We start from the raw sequence: 18,081 nt of genomic DNA, 5'->3' as shown, positions 1-18,081 counted from the left end.
CAGGTGCTCTACCAACTGAGCTAATGGCGCATAATGGTGCGTCTTAAGGGATTCGAACCCCTGGCCCACGCCTTAGAAGGGCGTTGCTCTATCCAGCTGAGCTAAAGACGCATGTTAAACAACATTGATTATTTTACTAAATCCAACATCTTTTGTCAAGATGTTTTTTGGAGCGGGTAGTGGGAGTCGAACCCACCTTTTCAGCTTGGAAGGCTGGAGTATTACCGATATACGATACCCGCATACTAACTGGTCGGGGTGACAGGGATCGAACCTGCGACCTCATGGTCCCAAACCACGCGCGCTCCCATCTGCGCTACACCCCGTTTGTTTTCACAACTTGGTAACCTTTCGGCGACAAAGATTATTCTACACGATGTTATTATTAGAGTCAATACCCTTTTCGAAAAAAGTTTTTTAAGCACTTTTCCTTACAAACCTAGTATTTGTAATACTTTGCGCCGATATACCAATTTATGTAACCAAAAGTTTTAAGATTAAAACGAATTAAAATATTCAGAATATAACTAATTACTCATATGTATTACAGTTCCACTAAATAAGGATATAAAGGCTTCCCTTCCTCAACTTCTATGAAAGCTATACTTCTTTTGCTCATTCTAGGAAGTGAGGCACTGCCTGGATTTACAAGCCATATATTGCTATGTTGTGTTACAAGTGATTGATGAGTATGGCCAAATAAAGCAGCATCAGCAGCTACTTCTTTGGCTTTAAAATATATAGAATTCAAATCATATTTTACATTGTATTTATGTCCATGTGTAATAAAAATTTTTTTATCTAAAACTTCAACAATCATATCTAAAGGATAATTGTTTGAGAAGTCACAATTCCCTTTAACACCATAAACTCTTCCGTTGTACTCTTTAATGATATATTCTAAATCAGTTATATTATCACCTAAATGAATCAATATATCACTCTTATTTATCATTTTCTTTACTTTATCTATATATTCTGTAATACCATGAGTATCACTAACTACAGCTACGAGCATTTTCTACTATGCCTCCAAATTTAAATTAGATTCTTTAGTTCTTTTTTTACTACATCTAATGCTTTGCCCCTATGACTTATTGAATTCTTCTCATCTGCTGTCATTTCTGCAAAGGTTTTATTAAATTCTGGCACGAAAAATAGAGGATCATATCCAAACCCTTCTACTCCGGTTAATTCTTCTTTTATGACCCCATATGCTCTTTCTTCTACCTTTACAGTGTTTCCATCACTATTTATTAAAACTATAGCACAAACAAAGGCTGCCTTTCTCTTTTCAGATGGTACACCCTTCAATTTCTCTAACAATTTTTCATTATTTTTTTTGTTATTTCCATGTTCTCCTGCATATCTTGCCGAATACACTCCCGGTTCTCCATTTAGGTAATCAACCTCTAAGCCTGAATCATCAGCCATTATAAGAAAATCCTCTAATCCTTCTTCTTTTGCGTATTTATAAATTTCACTAGCTTTTTTATAAGAGTTTTCTAAAAATGTCTTACCATCCTCTACCACATCTATATCTATATTACATTCTTTAAGCGATTTTACTTCTACATTTACATCCCTTAATATTTGTTTTATTTCTTTTATTTTATGATCATTATTACTAGCTACAATAATTGACTTCATTTTATTTCCCCCCTGTACCTATCCACAAGCTATCTGTCTTTAACACATCTTTTTGCGCTTGAATTATATGCTTAACACCTTTTTCTCCTAAGGATAGAAGTTCATCTAAATCCTTTCTTGAAAAAGGACTTTCCTCTCCAGTTCCTTGCACTTCAATAAACTCTCCAGTATCAGTCATAACAATATTCATATCAACTTTAGCCTTAGAGTCTTCTTCATAACATAAATCTGCAATTTTCTCATCATTTAATATTCCAACACTTACAGCTCCAACAAAACTTCTTATTGGAAAAACTTTAAATGGTTGATTCTTATGAAGCCTGTTAACAGCATCTACTAGGGCTACAAAAGCTCCTGAAATTGATGCTGTTCTTGTTCCTCCATCAGCTTGAATAACATCACAATCAATCCATATAGTCTTCTCTCCAAGTGCTTTTAAATCTACCACAGATCTTAGAGCTCTTCCTATAAGTCTTTGTATCTCCATAGTTCTACCATCTATTTTTAGCTTAACTATATCTCTTGGTTTTCTAGATTGAGTTGATCTAGGTAGCATATTATATTCTGCTGTTATCCATCCTTCTCCACTACCCTTTAAAAATGGTGGCACCTTTTCTTCTATTGATGCATTACATAATACCTTTGTATCTCCCATTTCTATAAGTACTGAGCCTTCTGCATACTTTGTATAATTTCTTGTTAGCTTTATAGGTCTTAACCCCTCATTTTTTCTTCCGTCTATTCTCATAAAATTGCCTCCTTCATAAATATCATATAGAAAAAAGTTCATCTCTTTCAGGTTGAGGAACTATAACTTCCCCTTCTAATTCTTTAACTAATATTCCTTTATCATTTGTTATATTACCAATTATAGTAGAATTAATTCCATTTTTCATTAGTAGTTTTACAAGTTCTTCACCATTTTTAGTAGTTATAATCATGCTGCCAGAAGATATTAATTTAAGAGGATCTATATTAAATACCTTACATACCTTCTTAGTTACAGCGGTAATAGGCATTCTATCTTCATATACTTTAAATCCTACATTAGAAGCATCAGCCAGTTCCCAAAGCGCTCCTAGCACTCCGCCTTCAGTAATATCGTGCATACTATTTACGCCGAACTCTCCACTTACTTTCCCTTCCATTATAACACTAATCTTATTAATATATTCTTTAGCTTCGTGTATCTCTTCTTTTGTTAATACATCTTTTAGATTATCAATTTTATCATTTACTATTATATTAGTACCTTCTAGAGCAAGACTTTTGGTTACAACTATATCATCACCTATTTTAGCTCCTGCTGTTGATACTGCTTTACCACTAATACATTTGCCAAGGACAGTACAAGAAACAACAATTCTATTTACTGCAGAAGTTATTTCTGTATGACCTCCAATTATTTCAACGTTTATCTTTGAAGTTTCCTCATTTATTTGCTTCATTACATCGTTTATTTCTTCAAATGTAGTATTTTCTGGTGCCAATATAGTAACCAATATAGCCATAGGGTCTACTCCACAGGATGCTACATCATTACAATTTACATGAACAGCAAGTCTACCTATATTTTCAGCTGCACCAGTTATTGGATCAGTAGATATTACACATTCATATTCTCCAAAGTCTATAACAGAGCAATCTTCTCCTACTCCATTTCGTACTCTTACTTCATCTCTTTTAACTGATTTGTTGTTATTTATTAAGTCTTTAAGATCATCCCAGTTTAATTTTCCTGATTTCATAAATGTTCTCCTTGTTTATATATATACTTATGCAATTTTTCACTGCAACTAACATATTATTAATATAAGTATTAATTTTATGAGGTGGATACATTGAAGTATATAGGTCCTTTTTTTAGAATAAATAGTCTGACTTCATTGGAGATAGAAAGCCAGCTATTCTTTCTTTCACGGGAAGCACTGAAACACATCGTATTGCAATCTCGTTGTGGTCTAATTTCCTCAACAAAAACTTCCAAAAAGTATCTTTCTAACAATGATATTAACATAATAAAAGATTTTTCTCCACTTTTATGTATTTATAAAAAAGGGTCTCCAAAGTTTGCATCAACTAAGCATTTTCACGGTTGGTCCGAGGACGGTGTTAAGAAAGAAATTAGTAGTTCCTCAAATGCGTTGATGACTTTGAGTATATTAGAGCTTTCAGAGTTTTATGCAAAGTTTGAGAAATCTTCTAGTAGCAACTATTCAATGGCAAAGATTTATAGAGCCCTAGCTAAACAACAGTTGGATTTTTATTCTAAACAATTAAGAAACACAGATGGCGTTTTTGTAGATAAAAAGAACTTATCAGAAGGAAATAGTGAATTTAATCTTATCGATAAAGATAAAAAATTCAAATTTTCTGATCAAGCTTTAATGATGGTTGCATATTATCTTTATTGGAACATAAGTACATTTGATGAGGATAGAGAAATGTATAAAGACTTTTCTCTTGACATATTAAATATGTTTTTAAACTATAAAGAAGAAATTTATGACTTATCCTTCCAGGAATGCTGCAAGATTTGTTTCGCATTTAATGTTCTTTACAAGTATTCTAATAATGATGATGTAAAATTATTCTTAATTGATATCACAGATTATTTAGTTGATAAATACAATGAGAAGAATTACATCCTTGATAATTTAGATTATTCTTGCTTAATGGCAATAAATCTTCATTTATCTTATAAGAATACAGGAATTGAATCTTTCAAAGATAACTTCTTGCAAATTAGCGAGAGACACAAAAGATTATTTGATGATAACTCAGGAATATTTTTAAAACCAATGGAAAAGAAGGATATAAAATATGATTGCACAGAAGTGAATAATTATATGCTAAACATGCTTCTTTATGAAAAATATGAATCTTCAAGAGATTTTAAGGCTATGATTTCCACACTATTTAGACAGTTTTATATCACTTCAGGACTTGTGATTTCTTGGCCAGATGCACCATCATTAGATAGTGACGAGAGATATAAGAATCTAACCTTAAACTCCACTGATCTTATTGAGGAATCAATGTTTAGAGTTAGTACTACTCCATCACCAGACACCACTGGCACCGCTCCAATATTTTTAAAGAAAATCTCATATTCAAAAAAGAAGGAAAACTTCGTAACCACTAAGATAACCTTTGATAGCGCAAAGAATTTAACTAACTTCTTTAATATAATATTTCTATTTAAAGATACTATCCTGAAGTCTTTTTTCTTCACTGAGGAGACATTACCAAAAGAAAAAGTAGAAGTAGATACTAGCGAAAATGAAGTATTAGATATAACAGCCGAAACAACTGATGAGACTTGCAATAAACTTTAAAGAGGAGCATAACTTTGCTCCTTTTTTTACTGTAAAGGAGAATATAGACCTTTCATTCCGATTAAGTCCATATGTTTCAATGCTTTCACAATCTTTTTATGGCTATACAGTAAAAAATAAAACTTGTTCACCTGCCAAACTTTCCTAATATTCATTCGGAAAGGCAGATGCGTAAAAAAATTCACTGAAGAAGGTCCTTCAGTGAATTTTTTATTCATTTCACAAAATGAGAGTATATCCATATATTTTTTAATAATTTATTTACTTATAAATTTTCATCACTATTTAATACTCTAATTAGTAGCATTAACTTCAATTTGGTTAAGATTTAAAATTCCATCTTTACTAAAGGTTATATTATCCACCTTATCTGACTTAACACAAATTAGGTTATCAAAAAGCAATGGTACTATATAGTTGTTATCTCTTAATAGTTTTACAAGGCTTTTATTTTTACTATCCACAGTTTCATCTTTTTTCAAAGTATTTGTGGATATCATGTCATTTATATCTTTATTGTCTATAGCTTTCCCCTTATTATTTGCAATCCACCTATTCACTAACTGACCATATGTGTCAGAACTAGAAGTTATATCTTCTAGAAGTAATTCATAATCCCCAGCGGATACAGTCTTTTTTAATTGATCTTGATCTAATAGGTTGTATTTTACGGTTATATTATATATGTCTTTAAGATTTTTTGATATGAATTCACATATACTTTTATTCTCATCATCTTTCAAACATACTAACTTCAAGGTCTTACCCTCATAGCTTGATTTACCAAGCAGATTATTAACTTGTTCCTTAATTGAATCTAAGTTTTTTGAATTATCTGTAACAGTTGAACTTACAATGCTTTCATTAGATTTCAATGCTTTTCTTTCTAACTCTCCTAGAGCTAGCTGAAACCTATCCTCTTTTACTAAAGAATTACCTGTTATAGTATTTAAAATAGACTTCTCCAACGCTCTTCTCATGCTCAGATCCATCTTATTATTTTTAGTATCCGGATTAAATTCTATAACCTTCATAGTATCATTAGGAAATATCTCTACTAGATTTTTAGATGATAACCTAGATATCTCACTGTTAGGTATATTTAATATTATATCTACATCCTTCTTAGATTCAAAATCTGCTAATGCAAGTTCAGCACCTGTGAATACTTTTAATATTATCTTCTTTGCGTTTGTACTTTTCTTATTCCAATATTTTTCATTAAGATCCAGCTCTATTTCCTTTTCCTCATTTACATTCTTTATTTCATATGCTCCTGAGTATTTAATAGATGCAAATTTCTGCTTATAGTTATCTAAACTATCATCAAGCTCTCTAAGTTTAAAATAACCTTCGGACAGCTTTTTTAAGAAACTATCATCTCTTACATTCATCCTGAACTTTACAACATTTCCATCTTCTTTTGATATTGCAACATTTTTTTCAAATGTCCCTTTGCCTTCATGATAGTCTTTAACTCCGTATACATTATAGAGCTCACTTACGTATTCATCTTTATTTTTATTAGATGTAATGCTCTTAAAAAACTTCAAAAAATCATCAGATGTTATTCTACTACCATTACTCCAATAAATATCACTTCTTAGTTTAAAAACATATTCTAGGCCATCCTTACTTACTGAGTAGGACTCTGCAAGATCTGGAACTATATCACCATTTTCATTTTCACTGACTAATCCATCAAAAATTGAATAAATTAGATCCTTGTCCCTAAGACTTAATTTATTAGTTATGTTTATGGAATCAGGAAATTTTTCAACTGCATAAGTTATTGAATTATTATCAGTAGCATTATTATTTTTCGCGATTATATTGCTACATCCCTGCAATATAACAACAGCTATAACTAATATCAATAGTTTGGAAAGCTTTCTTTTCATCAATATACTCTCCTTTAAGAATTATATATCTGAATTATGTCCAAACATTAATAATATTAATCATACTGGCAGATATCTATTGAAATCTAATTTATCATACTTCAAATGTTCATTATACTTCTTTTTACTCCATATTTGTCTTTTCAGAAATGCCTTACTGTCTTCTAAAAAAACCTTAGGATAAGATAACTTCCAACTGTTCAATTTATATATTTCAGCTTGAAAAACTCCTGTAGTAATAAAATAAGCTTTATCTACTTCCATAAGCTCTACTAAATCTATGAAACTATTATAATCTTCCTTGAATACTACTAAGGTTTTATTAAACTTCAATAAAACTTTTTCTCTCTTTCCTATAAGCTTTATTTCAAGAGTTAATCTATCTTTAATAATTACTTCGTATTGTATCCCATATATCCAACAGTTCTTCGTCAAATTTCTAAATACCACATCTATTGGTACTCTTTTAAATTTTAATATTGCTTTATCTAATGACTCTTTATGAAGCTTATAATATATCGAACTGATTACCCCAATGTTGCCTCCAAATTCTTACTTTATCATATTATAGAATATGCTGCACATCCATTACAAACTACATTTAAATTAAATTTATCAAAATAAAAATTTACAAACTTGATAAAATTTCTTAAACAGATTATTATAGTATTATAATTTATGTATTTTATTATAAATTATATTTGCGCATACTTTTGAAATTATATCTATATGTTTATCAATCTACATATAGGCTAACAGTAAATTAAATTATAAACTTATCCATTTATACTTAAAAATAGCATAATATATTTACGGAGGTTTTGGTAATGTTACTTGCAATAGAGATAATTGGTGTGTTATGTATGGTTACTATAATTTTTGTGGCAATTTGGGGATTTATAATAGCTAAATATGCTTATAGCCAAATAAAATATCAAAACTATCTATTAGAAAAACTTACTCAAAACATTTATCTATTAGTGACAAAAAACAAAAGTCTAACAGAGATAATTGGGGAAACTAATACTAATACTATAAATGAAAACAAAAAAACAGATGGTGAAATCTAACCATCTGTTTTTTTGTTAAAGCATCGTACGAAATAAAGCGGTTATTCATCCGATGCTTTAATGAGCTTACGCAAAGAATTAATATGATTTTCTCATATTCCATGGCTAAAACTGTAAACTCACTACGTTCGAACAGTACAGTTTATTAACGCCATTCCATCTGAAAAAAACATTTAATTCTAATTGCTCGCTCATATAGCATCTCCTGCATAACCACTTTATTTCAATAATCTTTTAAACAAATCCTTAATTTAATATAGAATTACTATTACCTTACATACATGCTCATAAATATTGAGATTGAGGCTATCAAAAAACATATAACCGGATAAGTTATCTTTTTACTGCCTTTCTCAAATAGGTAAAACCTAATACCCCATAAAATCATAGTAGCACATAGTCCTATTTGTATCGGGTAGTATGAATTAAAAATCTCAGATACATAAATAAACTGATAGGTTGTAAGTAAAGTAAGAATTATATTTATACTTGTAAGCACAGCTGCCAAGGGACTTAATATAGTTATAACTCTTTTCATTTTACCCCCCTATAAGACTGTTAAAGTCATCTTCTGATAAGATAGTCAAACCAAGGTCTAAAGCTTTTGTATACTTTGAACCAGCATCTTCTCCAACTATTACATAGTCAGTCTTTTTACTTACACTTCCTGAAACTTTTGCTCCTAGTGATTCTAGCTTCTCTTTTATTTCTGTTCTGCTATATGAAGCTAGTGAACCAGTAACAACAACTGTTTTACCTTCAAAAGGATTTTCCTTAACTTCTGACTCCTCAAACCTAGGTTTTACACCTAATGCCAGCAGCTCATTTATAGTTGTTATAACCTTCTCTTCTGAAAAGAAATCTATTATGCTCTTAGCAACTATACCACCTATGTCGCTAACACTAATAAGCTCTTCATAAGTTGCTTTTTCAAGGTTTTCTAAATTCTTAAATCTCTTAACCAGATCCTTTGCAGTTTTAACACCTACATTTGGTATACCTAATGCATATATGAAAGAATGTAGTTGACAATCTTTACTATTTTCCACAGCATTAAGTAGATTTTGAGCCTTTTTATCCCCAAACTTTTCTAGAGTTAATAGACTTTCCTTTTCAAGTTTATATAAATCTGTTATGGATTTTATATCAAGCTTTTCGAATAATTGTTCTGCTGTCTTTTCCGAAAACCCCTCAATATTCATCGCTTCTCTTGACGCATAATGCACTATTGTCTTAACCATTTGTGGTTTACAGGATAAAGTATTCTCGCAGAAATAATGCGCCCCATTAAGCACTATATGACTGCCACAAGCAGGACACGTAGTTGGAGGTATGATTTCTTCTGTGCCTTCATTAATTTCCCCAGCAACTCCCATTATTTCTGGAATTACATCATTAGATCTTCTAACAAACACATCAGCACCTATACATACTCCTTTTCTTCTTACATCGTCCATGTTATTAAGTGTAGCTCTCTTTACTGTAACCCCCGCTAACTCCACTGGTTCCAATAATGCAGTAGGACTAACTCTTCCACTTCTTCCTACATTCCATTCTACATCCAACAGTTTCGTTGTTGCTTCTTGCGCTTCAAACTTAAAAGCAATTGCCCATTTAGGAAATTTAATTGTATAACCAAGCAATTCTCTAGTCCTCATGTCATCAATAGCAACAACGGCTCCATCTATATCATAATTAAGTTCAAATCTTATATTTTTTATATATTCTATTTCTTTCTCTATATCTTCCATGTTATGACATACCTTCATATAGTCATCCATTGGGAATCCTTTTTCCCTTATAAAATTCATCATCTCTTCATAGGTTTTGAAAGGATTTCCTTCTTTATATCCTACATCATAGAAAAAGGCTGATAGATTTCTCTTTGCAGTCTCTTTTATATTAAGATTTCTTAGTGCTCCAGCTGCGCCATTTCTTAAATTCTTTAAGGGAACTTCTGATACTTGATTATACTTATCAAAAGCTTCTTTAGTCATTATAGCTTCACCATGAATCTCTAACACATCATTACAACTAATCTTAAGAGGAAGAGACTTTATAGTTTTTGTTTGTGCTGTAACATCCTCACCTATTTCTCCAGTACCTCTAGTAGCTGCCTTTATAAGTACACCATTACTATCGTAAGTACAGTTTATAGTTAAGCCATCAAATTTCTTTGTAACTATATATCTTATGGCTGGAAGTTTATCCTCATGAGTTCTGTTATAATCATCAATAAACTTAATATTTCTATTGTGCCACTCTCTAAGTTCTTGTACAGTCTGCGCCTTATCTAAGCTCCATAATCTTGCTTTATGAGTATACTTAGAAAACTCTGCAAGTGCAGTATCTCCAACTCTCTGGCTTGGAGAATATGGAAGTATATACGAAGTTTCTTTTTCAAGAGTAACTAATTCATCATATCTTTTATCATAGTCCTTGTCTGATACGGAAGGATTACTTAAAGTATAATATTCATACGCATACCTATTTAACTCTTCTACTAATTCATCTATTCTCTTTATTTTATCCATGAAAGCACCTCTCAATCTAACTGAGCTTTAAACTATAGGATTCTCTCGTTCAAAATTAATATCCTACAATCAAATATTCATATCATATTATTCTATACAATACTTTCTAATCTATTAAATACTCTCATATCAAAATATGAGAGTATTTAATAATATATAACTTCTTATAAAAGTTCTAAAGGAGCGAAACTTAATAATAAAGTTTTTATACCTTGACTGTCAAAAGCTATTGTAAGCTTAAGATCGTCACCTTCATTTATTGTCTTTATAATAGTCCCTATTCCAAACTTAGGATGTCTTATTTTTCTTCCCATAGTGGCTTCATTTTTTGTAAGCATCCCACCTGAGCTGCTGTCTAATGTTTCTTTCAATTTTCTAGCTGCATCAAGCATTGTCTCTTTGGAACTACCTCTATTTGAAGAATAGTTATTATTATAATCACTTCTTAAGCTATGAGGATTCCTGTTAAAATCCCTTCCACCATAACTTGGCGAAGCCATCATAGAACTTCTTGTAGAAAGCCCTGCACTTGTATTACCTTTCACAAAATCCTTCAGTTCCTTAGGGATCTCAGCTATAAAATCAGATTGTGGATATGCCACAGTCCTTCCGAAAACTTTTCTAACTTCAGCTGAAGTCATATAAAGCACATTCCTTGCTCTAGTTATTCCAACATAGCATAATCTTCTTGACTCTTCCATCTCACTTTCTGAATCAAAAGATGCTGTTCCTGGGAATATTCCATTTTCCATCCCAACCATAAATACTATAGGGAACTCTAACCCCTTAGCTGAGTGGACAGTCATCATAACCAAAGTGTCTGCATTTTGATCCATATTGTCTACATCCTGAACTAATGCAACCTTTTCTAAAAATGCACTAAGAGATTTATCTTCCTCATTACTCTTTTCAAAATCCACTGCTGCTGAAACTAATTCTTTTAAGTTTTCAACCCTGCTTTGATCTTCTGGCTCTTTAGAATCTTTAAGTTCTTTCATATATCCACTTTTATCTAATATATATTCTATAAGCATTGATACAGGAATCTGTTCAGACATATCCATTAAATTTTCCATAAGATCTGTAAACTTTCTTATTGATGATATGTTTCTAGGTGATAAAGTTGATATATTTTCACAGTCTAGTAGAGAGTTATAAAGACCATCATCATATTCATTAGAAAAATCCATAACCTTAGATACAGTTGCATCACCTATATTTCTCTTAGGTACATTTACTATTCTTCTAAGACTTATTGAATCAGATGGATTGTTTATTACTTTAAGATACCCCATTATGTCCTTAATTTCTTTTCTATCATAGAATTTAAGTCCTCCAATTATTCTGTACGGGATATCTCTTTTAATAAAGCAATCTTCAAATATACGTGATTGAGCATTTGTTCTATACAAAATAGCAAAGTCTTTATATGTTAAGTCCTTCTCTTCCATAAACTTCTTTATTTCTGAAGCTATAAACTGCGCTTCATCATTATCAGAAAAAGCTCTGTAAATTCTAATCTTTTCTCCATTTTCTGCTTCGGTTCTGAGTACCTTTGATTTTCTATTGCTGTTAAACTTAATAACATTATTTGCAGCATCCAGTATATTGGCCTTTGATCTATAGTTTTGTTCCAATTTTACAACTTTAGCACCTGGATAATCTTTTTCGAAGTCTAATATATTTCTTATATCAGCACCTCTCCAAGCATAGATACACTGATCATCATCACCAACTACACAGATATTTTTATGCTTTGAAGCTAAAAGCTTCACAAACTCATACTGACATCTATTAGTATCCTGATACTCATCTATCATTACATATTTAAACTTGTTTTGATAAAAATCAAGTACTTCAGGATTATTTTGAAATAATTCAACAGTTTTAAAAATCAAATCATCAAAGTCTAAGGCATTGTTATCTTTTAGCCTTTTTTGGTACATTATATATAAATCTGCAATTTTATTTCCTCGGAAATCACTCTCATTTTGTCTTTTATATTGAGTTGGAGTAATTAAGTTATCTTTCGCTTTACCAATCTTCGATATAACTTCTTGCTCCGTGATGTCTTTATCATTTATATTAAGCTGCTTTATGCATTCTTTTACTAAAGCTTTTTGATCATAACTATCATATATTGTAAAGTCTTTTTTATAGCCAAGCTTTTCTATCTCACGTCTTAATATCTTTACACAAGATGAGTGGAAAGTAGAAATCCACATACTATCTGCTCTATCACCAATTAAAGATTTAACTCTTTCTCTCATTTCTTGAGCAGCTTTGTTAGTAAAAGTTATCGCTAAAATATTATATGGTTGTATAGCCCTTTCCTCTAACATATATGCTATTCTATAAGTTAAAACCCTTGTCTTTCCAGAGCCTGCACCTGCAAGTATAAGTAACTGTCCATCTATAGTAGTAGCTGCTTCATATTGTTCCTTATTCAAAAGATTTTTCAAATCCATATAATCACTCCTTAATATTAAAAATCTTTAGGTTATACCCCATGATTTTTTTGCATCTTACCCTCTAATCCTATGTAATTAAAAATTGATTTTATAATCAACTTTCTTCTTAGTTCTCTCTAAAAACTATAGCAAAAACTATAACACCTATAAGTTTTAATAAAAGCTAATATATTTTTATAAATGCAAAAAGAGGAATATTATTCCTCTTTTTATTATAGTCAAGTATGGTTATATTATATCATAATTATCACTGTTATTGGTATATAAAGATATACCATTTGTATAGATATCATACTTCATATTTTGAGTCTAAGAATTATCGAAGTATTACATCTTTAAATGCAAAGATTATTTTATATTTATAGATATACCGGTTCCAAATGAAATGTATTTATCAAATAAAAATTTCCATGGTTGTACGAATCTTTATTTAGATAAGTTTTATTACGAAGTGGTACCTCCATAAAGATGCATAATATAAAAATTGCTCTCTTAATCAAGTAATATAAGACATTAAAAACTTTTAAATACTCTTTATACATAAATTAGGTTTTAATTGTATATACTATATATTAATTTATCTCCACAATGCAATTTTCCCGCAATTATATGATTTATTTCTTGCAAATATATTTTTAAATAAATAAAAAAAAATCGCTGAAGCGACTTTATTATGTGATTTTTTGCACATCTGCCTTTCCAAATGCATACGAGGAAAATTTGGCAGACAACATATTCTTCTTTTTTATTCTTTAACTTGTATTATGTCTTAAATCTGTTGGTATAACTATCTACAGATCTCATTGAATTATAATTTTCTAAAAAATAAAAAAACGCAACCCTTGGGGCTAGGTTGCGCTTCAGCAATAAGCAATAAATAAAAAGGGGGCTATTTATTCCTTTTATTTATCCTTGCAGAATTATTATATATAATTGCTTTTTAAAAAGCAAGTCTATTTTGAAAAAAATATTGTAAATAATATATTACTATGAATGAAAAAATTTCATATTTTAGCAATTTATTAACACATTTAACTCTTCTTCTGTCAATTCTCTATATTCGCCTTCTTTTAAACTTTCATCCAATGGTAAGTTTCCAAACTTTATTCTTCTAAGATATACTACCTTTTTCCCTACTGCCTCAAACATTCTCTTTACCTGATGATACTTTCCCTCTTGCACAGTGACCAACACCTTAGAACCTTCTTCTGTAGATTCCTCTATCTCAAGCTTAGCACTCATGCATTCATATCCGTCATCAAGTACTATGCCTTTTTCAAAAGCTTTTATATCTTGTTCATTAACAGCCTTATCAATCTCAGCATAATACACCTTATCAACATGCCATTTAGGGGATATAAGCTTGTGATTAAGTTCCCCATCATTGGTTATAAGTAAAAGTCCTACCGTATCCTTATCAAGTCTACCTACCGGAAAAGGTTCAAAAGCCTGATGTTCTATATAAAGAAGATCGATAACAGTCTCATCCCTATTATCAAAAGTTGCAGAGATTACACCATCTGGCTTATTCATCATTAAATATATGTATTTTCTATAGAATATTTCTTCACCATTAATAACTATCTTTGATTTTTCTGGATCTAGCTGTAGTCCGTTGTCCTTAACAACCTTATCATCTACAACTACTCCACCAGCTTTTACTAATGCCTTTATCTCTTTTCTTGAACCATAACCTAAATTTGAAAGAATTTTATCAAGTCTCTCCAAAATAACACTCCTTTTTCAATATATTGCAATTGGCTAACTTAAAAGACTGCACCCAAAAGTACAGCCTTCTTATTATACACCATTTCTAAAATAATTCATTACGCTACCTACATAATTTACTGTTTCACGAGGCATTTTATATATTTCGCTTGACGACCCTACACCTCTTCTTTGCATAGTCCCTGGACCACCATTATATGCTGCTAAAGCCATTTCTGTATTTCCATTATACTTATCCAAATATCCTTTTAGAAGCTGTGTACCACCATTTATATTCTGCTCTATATTAAAAGGATCTGTAATTCCTAATCCACTAAAATTTTCAGGCATAATCTGCATGATACCTGTAGCTCCAGCACCTGAGACAGAATAAGGATTAAATCCAGACTCTTGCTTTATTATTGCTCTTATCAAATCTTGATTAACTCCATATTTTTGAGAAGCCGATGCTACAGCATTATCAATTCTAGCCATATTAGTGCCACTTGTACTTGAACCCTTAGAGGTTAACTTCAAAACTGCATTTGAATAAGGGTTTAAATTATTTAAATCCAACTGCTTATCACCATCATAACTATCAACAGAAGTTTGCCCTAATTTACTAAGATCAGTCCCAGCTAAAACATTTTGATCTACTGCATTTCCATTATCAGAAGTACCACCAGTTAATGCATTTAATATATTGCTGCTACTGTTGTCTTCTGTAAGATTCTTCATAAGACTTTCCATAACCATATCAAAGGCTGGAGAATTTCCCATTGCCTGTTTCATATATGTAGAAAGCATCTGAACTCCTAACATCTGTTCTGTATTATCTATTTTCATTAACTCACATCCTAAAGCTTAATTGTATATTGTTTTATATGTAAAAAATTTATGATAAAAACAAAAATACCCATCCTTCTTATTATCGCTATAATTATTTTATCACTTTAGAGATTATTTTGTATATTATCGCTTTTTTATTTTTTATATTTAACATTATCACTTAATTTTAATATTTTACTTTCATTTATATTATTAACTTTTGATATGTAGTTATTCTTATATAGCTTCAAACATCCATGTTTACTATAAATTTTTATATTCTTTTAATTTTAAAAAGTTTTATTTTTATATTTAAAAGAATATAAAATTATAAATAGTTATAAAGTTATATTTTTATAAATATAAAAATTTATAATTGTATGAAGGTAACTCCAATTATTTCAGCTCAAATATCTGTTCAAATGAACAAATAAGGCTCCTATCAAAATCAAATGATAGGAGCCTGACTTAAATTTTATTCTTCAACTTTAAATTCAACAATGTCATAGTCTTCATAAGCACATTTCCTATAATAACTTTTCGAAAGAACTAAAACTCTGTATGAGCCTTCTATAAATGGCATCAAAGTATAATAACTTTTTCTTGAATATTTCTGTACCAATATCCAATTTCCTTTTTCCATTAGGTAGAACTCATAACAAACCTCTTTTCCACCACAGCTTTCCACATTGATGTTTATCTCATCACTAATCTTATAAGAGGTTTTATTGCATAGTATTTTGGTTCCAGTTACCGGCGGCGCTTCATTTACATAAATGGTAATGGATTTTTTGCTATCAAACCCTTCGATACACTTCTTATTTTTTGCGTACATTTCTACTATATACTTACCAGCTCTTTTTGGCTTAAAGGTAAACTTTTTGTTATTTATAAAATTCGTTTCTTCAACTGTATGCCCATCAATTAATATAGCGTACTTTACTAAGGTATCCTTAGTATTTTGGCTTATTACCTCAAATTCAACATCATCATCTATAAGATAATACTCTTTAGATGGTAATAGCACATAATCTATATTACCTTCAATGTACTCTTTAACATTAAAATACATAAATTGATGACTATCATATTCTTTGTCTGAATATTTATCTTTCACCTTAATTTCAAGTTCGTATTCCCCAGAAACCTCCGGTGTGAAATTAACCCAGTTAGCATTTCCATAGCTTACTCTTTCTTTTTCTTTTTTATCTTTATAAACTACAAAACTATATTTTGGATCTATACCACCTTCTGTTATAACCTTTATATTTATCGGCTCATTTATTACATAGTGATTATTTCTATCCACAACTACATCTGTTATTTTTACGACCTTTTGTCTTTTCTTCTCCACAAAGAACTCTAGGCTTTTCTTATCTTCATAGTCACCTGTAAAAGATTCATCCCTAACAAACAATGTAATTCTGTATTGACCTTCATATTTAGGTTCCCATAGAAAACTGCTTGTCCTTATATATCCTGAATCTTCACCATAGTTACCATCAATCTTGAACTTATATAGCAGATGCTTTCCACCTTCAACTACAGCTCTAAGTAAAATCTTACTTCCTTCTGCTTGAGGGGAGTTAAGATCAGTAGTAAAGGTTTTTATATTTATAACGTTATACGGCTTTACCTCATACACCATTATAGCCCTATCGTCATATTCTCTTTCTGAATACATATCTCTCGCTAAACATAGTATTTTATAACTTCCAGGCACTTTTTCACAAAAGCTTACCATTCTCCTTGAAGAATAATCTTGTATGCAAACCGTCTTACCCTCTGGATTAATCTTTAAAAATTTATATAAAGTTGTTCTAGTATCATCTTGCCTTGTATATACTTGAAATATTAGTTCTTCTTCAACAAGTAGATCACTAGTAAGACATTTAAAATCCACAATTTCAGGTCTTGCTATATCTTTAACTCTAAAAGATACTGTCTTAAAGTCATCAAAATTATCTTTTGACTCAGGCACCTTGCATTCAACCAATATATCATGCTTACCCACTTCAGTGGCAGTGAAAGACAAGGTATTTTCTGTGCAATAATCTTTTATAAGTTCCCAACCATCTTTTCCACTAATCCAATATTTATACATAGATGGAGCACTATTAGTTTCAACCTGGATAGTTATCTTTTTTCCTATTTCAATTTCTTCACTTTCTATATATACATCTTTAATGAGATTTTCTGGTTTTTCACCAATGAGAAAATCGGCCCTTACTATAAAATCAAAAGGCTTTTTTGACCCTTCTTTTTTAACTTGTACCATTATAAAATACTTACCATCATTTTTGGGCATCCAAGTACAGCTAGTATCTTTGGAAAAATCCTTAATCTCATCCCATATACCATCTTTTCCCACTAAAAACTTAAAAAAATACTCTTCACCTGAATAATTACCTATACTTATGTTTATTGCAGCATCTTTTTCTTGAGGACTATTTTTGTCAAATACCAGAACTAACTCTTCCATAAAATCTCAGCACCTCTTGTTTATTATTTTCACCCTTTGGTATATACCCCAATCTTAGGTATCTAATTTTCCTATAACTGATTTAGTTAAATGCCCTATT

The 18,081-nt window shown here is 30.6% G+C and carries 14 protein-coding genes and 3 tRNA genes; 2 read left to right on the top strand and 15 right to left on the bottom strand.

Going from position 1 to position 18,081, the window contains the following annotated elements:
- Positions 1–34: 34 nt before the first annotated feature.
- The 7 genes from OCU55_RS16375 to OCU55_RS16345 all read right to left on the bottom strand — a co-directional run bounded on the left by OCU55_RS16375 (position 35) and on the right by OCU55_RS16345 (position 3,398).
- A tRNA-Arg gene (locus OCU55_RS16375) sits at positions 35–111 on the bottom strand.
- Between the two features lie 57 nt (positions 112–168).
- A tRNA-Gly gene (locus tag OCU55_RS16370) sits at positions 169–242 on the bottom strand.
- Between the two features lie 8 nt (positions 243–250).
- A tRNA-Pro gene (locus tag OCU55_RS16365) sits at positions 251–326 on the bottom strand.
- Between the two features lie 218 nt (positions 327–544).
- Positions 545–1,018: a metallophosphoesterase gene (locus tag OCU55_RS16360; RefSeq protein WP_261853361.1), complete on the bottom strand. Its 474-nt coding sequence runs from the start codon at positions 1,016–1,018 to the stop codon at positions 545–547.
- 20 nt (positions 1,019–1,038) lie between these two features.
- Complete coding sequence (locus OCU55_RS16355) at positions 1,039–1,650, bottom strand: XTP/dITP diphosphatase (protein WP_261853360.1); 612 nt, start codon at positions 1,648–1,650, stop codon at positions 1,039–1,041.
- A gap of 1 nt (position 1,651) precedes the next feature.
- Positions 1,652–2,398: a ribonuclease PH gene (rph, locus tag OCU55_RS16350; protein WP_261853359.1), complete on the bottom strand. Its 747-nt coding sequence runs from the start codon at positions 2,396–2,398 to the stop codon at positions 1,652–1,654.
- 22 nt (positions 2,399–2,420) lie between these two features.
- The gene (locus OCU55_RS16345) at positions 2,421–3,398 is read right to left on the bottom strand and encodes an AIR synthase family protein (protein ID WP_261853358.1); all 978 of its coding nucleotides are present in this window, start codon (positions 3,396–3,398) and stop codon (positions 2,421–2,423) included.
- Positions 3,399–3,491: 93 nt separating this feature from the next.
- On the opposite strand from OCU55_RS16345, the gene OCU55_RS16340 reads away from it, so the two are divergent.
- Positions 3,492–4,988 (top strand): hypothetical protein, encoded by a 1,497-nt coding sequence (locus OCU55_RS16340; RefSeq protein ID WP_261853357.1) that lies wholly within the window; start codon positions 3,492–3,494, stop codon positions 4,986–4,988.
- A gap of 293 nt (positions 4,989–5,281) precedes the next feature.
- Here the strand turns inward: OCU55_RS16340 and OCU55_RS16335 are convergent, their stop codons facing one another.
- Together OCU55_RS16335 and OCU55_RS16330 are read right to left on the bottom strand one after the other, a co-directional pair.
- The gene (locus OCU55_RS16335; protein WP_261853356.1) at positions 5,282–6,889 is read right to left on the bottom strand and encodes a peptide ABC transporter substrate-binding protein; all 1,608 of its coding nucleotides are present in this window, start codon (positions 6,887–6,889) and stop codon (positions 5,282–5,284) included.
- Positions 6,890–6,949: 60 nt separating this feature from the next.
- A complete protein-coding gene (locus tag OCU55_RS16330; RefSeq protein ID WP_261853355.1) occupies positions 6,950–7,339 on the bottom strand; it encodes a hypothetical protein in 390 nt (129 codons plus the stop codon).
- A 377-nt stretch (positions 7,340–7,716) separates the two neighbouring features.
- Here OCU55_RS16330 and OCU55_RS16325 point away from each other — a divergent pair, with 377 nt between their 5' ends.
- Positions 7,717–7,959 (top strand): hypothetical protein, encoded by a 243-nt coding sequence (locus tag OCU55_RS16325; protein WP_261853354.1) that lies wholly within the window; start codon positions 7,717–7,719, stop codon positions 7,957–7,959.
- Between the two features lie 268 nt (positions 7,960–8,227).
- Here the strand turns inward: OCU55_RS16325 and OCU55_RS16320 are convergent, their stop codons facing one another.
- The 6 genes from OCU55_RS16320 to OCU55_RS16295 all read right to left on the bottom strand — a co-directional run bounded on the left by OCU55_RS16320 (position 8,228) and on the right by OCU55_RS16295 (position 17,981).
- Complete coding sequence (locus OCU55_RS16320) at positions 8,228–8,497, bottom strand: hypothetical protein (RefSeq protein WP_261853353.1); 270 nt, start codon at positions 8,495–8,497, stop codon at positions 8,228–8,230.
- Position 8,498: 1 nt separating this feature from the next.
- Positions 8,499–10,493 (bottom strand): NAD-dependent DNA ligase LigA, encoded by a 1,995-nt coding sequence (ligA, locus tag OCU55_RS16315; RefSeq protein WP_261853352.1) that lies wholly within the window; start codon positions 10,491–10,493, stop codon positions 8,499–8,501.
- 164 nt (positions 10,494–10,657) lie between these two features.
- Positions 10,658–12,961 carry a DNA helicase PcrA gene (gene pcrA / locus OCU55_RS16310; RefSeq protein ID WP_261853351.1) on the bottom strand — a complete coding sequence of 768 codons (2,304 nt, stop codon included), beginning with the start codon at positions 12,959–12,961 and terminating at the stop codon, positions 10,658–10,660.
- A gap of 1,014 nt (positions 12,962–13,975) precedes the next feature.
- Positions 13,976–14,692 (bottom strand): 16S rRNA pseudouridine(516) synthase, encoded by a 717-nt coding sequence (locus OCU55_RS16305; RefSeq protein ID WP_261853350.1) that lies wholly within the window; start codon positions 14,690–14,692, stop codon positions 13,976–13,978.
- A gap of 72 nt (positions 14,693–14,764) precedes the next feature.
- Positions 14,765–15,517 (bottom strand): lytic transglycosylase domain-containing protein, encoded by a 753-nt coding sequence (locus tag OCU55_RS16300; protein ID WP_261853349.1) that lies wholly within the window; start codon positions 15,515–15,517, stop codon positions 14,765–14,767.
- Positions 15,518–15,974: 457 nt separating this feature from the next.
- Complete coding sequence (locus OCU55_RS16295) at positions 15,975–17,981, bottom strand: triple tyrosine motif-containing protein (protein ID WP_261853348.1); 2,007 nt, start codon at positions 17,979–17,981, stop codon at positions 15,975–15,977.
- Positions 17,982–18,081: the final 100 nt, after the last annotated feature.

This window comes from Clostridium folliculivorans, from assembly GCF_024341905.1.
Classification (GTDB): Bacteria; Bacillota; Clostridia; order Clostridiales; family Clostridiaceae; genus Clostridium_AR; species Clostridium_AR folliculivorans.
The sequence above is the reverse complement of the archived record's forward strand: the minus strand, read 5'-3'. Positions and strand labels throughout refer to the sequence as shown.